We start from the raw sequence: 3,575 nt of genomic DNA on the forward strand, positions 1-3,575 counted from the left end.
TGATCCTCGTAGCGTTTGAAATCCATGCTGGCGGGGCCGACCTTCATCAACTCCTGCTCTTCCATCGCGCCCTTAGCGACGGCGATGGTTTTACCGCCGAGATCATCGAAGCTTTTAATCGCCAAACTCTTCGGCGCATAAACCGCTTGAAAGAACGGCGCATAGGCGTGGGTGAAATCGATCACCTTCTCGCGCTCCGGGTTTTTCCCCAAGGTCGAGATGACCAGATCCACCTGCTTCGTCTGCACATAGGGAATGCGGTTGGCGCTGGTGACGGGCACCATTTCCAGCTTTGCGCCCAATTTTTCGGCAATCAGTTCGGCCATCGCGATATCGAGCCCCTGGGGCTTCAGGTCGATGCCAACGAAACCATAAGGCGGATAATCGGTCGGCACGGCGATCTTGATGACTTTATTCTTCAGGATCGTCTCAAGCGCCGCCTGCGCCTGGACCGGGACCGTGCCCAGCGATACGGCCATCATGCCAAGACCGGCAACCAAACCAACGAGGAACTGACGCTTCGAGGGGCTCATTGGGAAACTCCAACAGGAAATGAAACTTAAGGCTCCCCCGGCCCGCCCCCAGGGGGTAGCGGGAATACCCCGCCCTACCTGTCAGATCTCCATGCAAACCCCGAGCCAGGGTTGACCCGCCCTAAAACCGCCCCGGACGCAACGCCGCAAGATCGATCCCCGCCGCCGCAAGATCGGGCGGAAGTGGGGTTCCCGTCACCAGGGCTGCGGTGAGCCGCGCCAGTGTCGGGGCCATCATAATGCCGTAACCGCCTTGGCCAATCAGCCAGAAGAAATTTTCGGCCGTAGGATCGAAGCCGACCACGGGCGCACCATCGGCCACGAAAGAGCGCAAGCCCGCCCAGGCGCGCGGCGCGCGTTTTAGCGTAATATGGGTGTGGGTTTCGAGCCAATCGGCCGTGAGGGCAATATCCATCTCTTCGGGCTGAATATCTTGGGGTGGAACCGGCGTTTCCTCGCCCAGTGAGGCCATAATCGCGCCAGCTTCCGGCTTTAGATACGGGCCTTCGCCGACATATTCCACGAGCGGCAGGGCTTCGACCGCAAGGCCGGACGGCGCATCGACGACGATTGCCGTGCGCCGCATCGGCGTTAGCCCCTGCGGTGCCGCTCCCGCCAACGCGCCCAGAACATCGCCCCAAGCCCCGGCGGCATTGATAATTGTCCGCGCGCCAATCGTCGCACCGCCCGCCGTGACGATCCACAGGCCGCGACGCGCGCCAGCCCCGTCACCCGGGCCGTGCAGCATATCTGCCCGCCCCGGCGCTTGAAGCCGCGCAAATAGGCTTGATGCAGCGCATCGACATCCATATCGAGCACCCCCGCCTCAAACGCCGCAGCGGTGAACGTCTCTGGGCGGATCATTGGCGCTTTCGCCACAGCTTCGGCGTGGGAGAGCGCAACAATCGGGTGCGCGGGCGACGATTGAGCAATCAGCGCAGCGAGCGCGGCTTCGTGCCCCGGTTTTGCGAGTGTGAGCGCGCCCCGTGGCGTGACCAGTGGGATGTCGGTAAAGCCTTCGGGCGGATTGGTGAAAAAATCAAACCCGGCGGCATTGATGCTACGCACCAGGGGTGTGCCGAAGTTGGCGGTATAAAGCGCCGCCGAGCGGCCCGTACTGTGATAGCCCGGCTGATCTTCGGCTTCGAGCAACCAGGTTTCCCCCGCCGCCGCCAGCTCATAGGCCGCCGATGCGCCAGAAATCCCCGCCCCGATCACCAGAAAATCAACCACATCCATCGTGTCGCGCCTCGCCCGTCAACCGCGACGGCCCCAAAGCCGCCCTTCCCTACACTGTGCGCAGCCCATCGCAATCTGCAAGAAAAATAAAATTCATTGACACTATGACGTAAAAACTTTCACCTGAAGAGGAACTTTGGAGGGGGCAGCGCGATGGCCGAACCCGTGCGTCAGCGGCTTGAAGAATGTACGCGAACCGGCTCGAAGGCCGACCGGGCGCTTGCGGCCTATATTCTCGCCAAGACCAGCGAGATCCCGTTTGAAACCGCCGCCAGCCTCGCCGAAAAAGTGGGCGTGAGCGAGCCGACGGTGGGGCGCTTTTGCCGCTCGCTCGGCTTTAAGAGCTTCAAGGATCTCAAAGACCAGTTCCGCCAGGATATCGGCGACCGCCCGTGGTTGATCGCCGACCGGCTCACCGAGTTCCAGCAGCGCGCCCAATCGGGCGAAGATGCCTTGGGCCAAGCGCTTCAGCTCGAAATCGCCGGGCTGGTCGCGGTCTATGAACTCGCGCGCAGCCCCGAATGGAAGCGCGTCGTGGCTCGGCTCACGACCGCGCGGCGCGTCTTCGTGGCCGGTTTCCAGACCGAACGGGCGATGGCCGATATGTTCGCCTACCAACTCCAATATCTGCGCGATGGGGTGCAGAGCCTCGATCTCGCGGGCGGCAATTTCATCGAACTGCTGGCGAGCGACCCGGACGGCGTTTGCCTCGTCATCTTCGAAGCGCGGCGCTACTCGCGCTTGGCGCAGGTGCTGGCGCGCGAAGCCCATAAGGCCGGAATTCCGGTCACGCTCATCACCGACGCCTTCTGCGCCTGGGGCGCGGATGTGGTCGATGAAATCTTCGCCGTGCCCACCGAGTTCAACCTGTTTTGGGACTCAACCGCCCAAATGGCGAGCCTCATCAATCTCATGATGAACGCCGTCTCCATTGCCATCGGCCCGAGCGTCGAGGCGCGGCTGACGCGCGTATCGCAACTCTACAGCCAATTCACCGGCCACGTCGGCGATTCGGGCGGGCCGGACCGCTAATCCCCTTCGGGAACGACCGGGGGCCAACCCCCGGCATTTGTCAGAACAGACCCAGGTTTCACGCTGCCGCAATGGCATTTTTGGGAGTAGAATGATGCGTTTTCTATCCAAGGTCGCGCTTCTATCCGCCGCAACGATTCTGAGCGCGGCCCTGCCTGCGGCGGCGCAGGAGGCGGTTTTTGCCGTCACCGCCCGCGAAGTCGGCGCGCCAAGCTATAATCCGATCACCGGCACGCGCCTCAATAGCGCCAATTCGCTGATTTTCGACCGGTTGCTGCTGCAAGACGCCGATCAAAGCTTCCACGGCCTGCTCGCCCAATCCTGGGAGAGCGCGCCGGACGGGATGAGCTGGACGTTCAAGCTGAAGCCCGGCGTGACCTTCCACGATGGCGAGCCGTTCAACGCCAAGGTCATCGAGTGGTGGATTCCCAAATTCGCGGGCACTGAAAACGCTTATATGGTGGAAGCCATCGATAAGGTTGAGATCGTCGATGATCTTACCGTGCGCTTTGCGATGAAAAAGCCCGACCCGAACCTGCTGTTCAATCTCGCCAGTTCCTTCATGGGTGTGCCCTCGCCAAAAGCCTTCGATGCCTTAGGCGATAAATTCGGCGTGACGGCGGCCATCGGCACCGGCCCGTTCAAGATGGAAAAATTCACCGTTGGGCAAGAAACAGTGCTGGTGCGCAACGACGCCTATAAATGGGGTTCCGATCTTTCGGTCAATCGTGGCCCGGCCAAGCTGAAGAAAATCACCGTGCGCGAAATCGC

At 61.6% G+C, this 3,575-nt stretch carries 5 protein-coding genes; 2 read left to right on the forward strand and 3 right to left on the reverse strand.

All coding sequences use genetic code 11. The features are described from left to right. The 3 genes from VZ95_RS11130 to VZ95_RS27100 form a co-directional block, all read right to left on the reverse strand. Window positions 1–533: transporter substrate-binding domain-containing protein (locus VZ95_RS11130; RefSeq protein ID WP_156995245.1), on the reverse strand; the 533-nt coding region annotated here is incomplete at its 3' end. 121 nt (window positions 534–654) lie between these two features. Further along, window positions 655–1,152 (reverse strand): FAD-dependent oxidoreductase, encoded by a 498-nt coding sequence (locus VZ95_RS27095; protein ID WP_408606081.1) that lies wholly within the window; start codon window positions 1,150–1,152, stop codon window positions 655–657. Then, entirely contained in the window at window positions 1,125–1,772 is a 648-nt protein-coding gene (locus VZ95_RS27100; protein ID WP_052711687.1) for an FAD-dependent oxidoreductase, read from the reverse strand. Before VZ95_RS27100 ends, VZ95_RS27095 begins: the two co-directional genes overlap by 28 nt. Before the next feature lie 153 nt (window positions 1,773–1,925). Between VZ95_RS27100 and VZ95_RS11140 the strand changes: the two genes are divergently transcribed. Together VZ95_RS11140 and VZ95_RS11145 are read left to right on the forward strand one after the other, a co-directional pair. Next, entirely contained in the window at window positions 1,926–2,804 is an 879-nt protein-coding gene (locus VZ95_RS11140) for a MurR/RpiR family transcriptional regulator (protein WP_045775903.1), read from the forward strand. Between the two features lie 91 nt (window positions 2,805–2,895). After that, window positions 2,896–3,575, forward strand: a 680-nt coding sequence (locus VZ95_RS11145) for an ABC transporter substrate-binding protein (protein ID WP_232302619.1), incomplete at its 3' end; no start/stop codon positions are given.

Origin of the sequence: Elstera litoralis, from assembly GCF_000963705.1 — a bacterium.
GTDB classification, from domain to species: Bacteria; Pseudomonadota; Alphaproteobacteria; order Elsterales; family Elsteraceae; genus Elstera; species Elstera litoralis.

Excerpts from the sequence above, each read along its gene's own strand:
- VZ95_RS11140 (WP_045775903.1), top strand. The coding sequence starts at position 1,926 with ATGGCCGAACCCGTGCGTCAGCGGCTTGAAGAATGTACGCGAACCGGC.
- VZ95_RS27100 (WP_052711687.1), bottom strand. The coding sequence starts at position 1,772 with ATGGATGTGGTTGATTTTCTGGTGATCGGGGCGGGGATTTCTGGCGCA.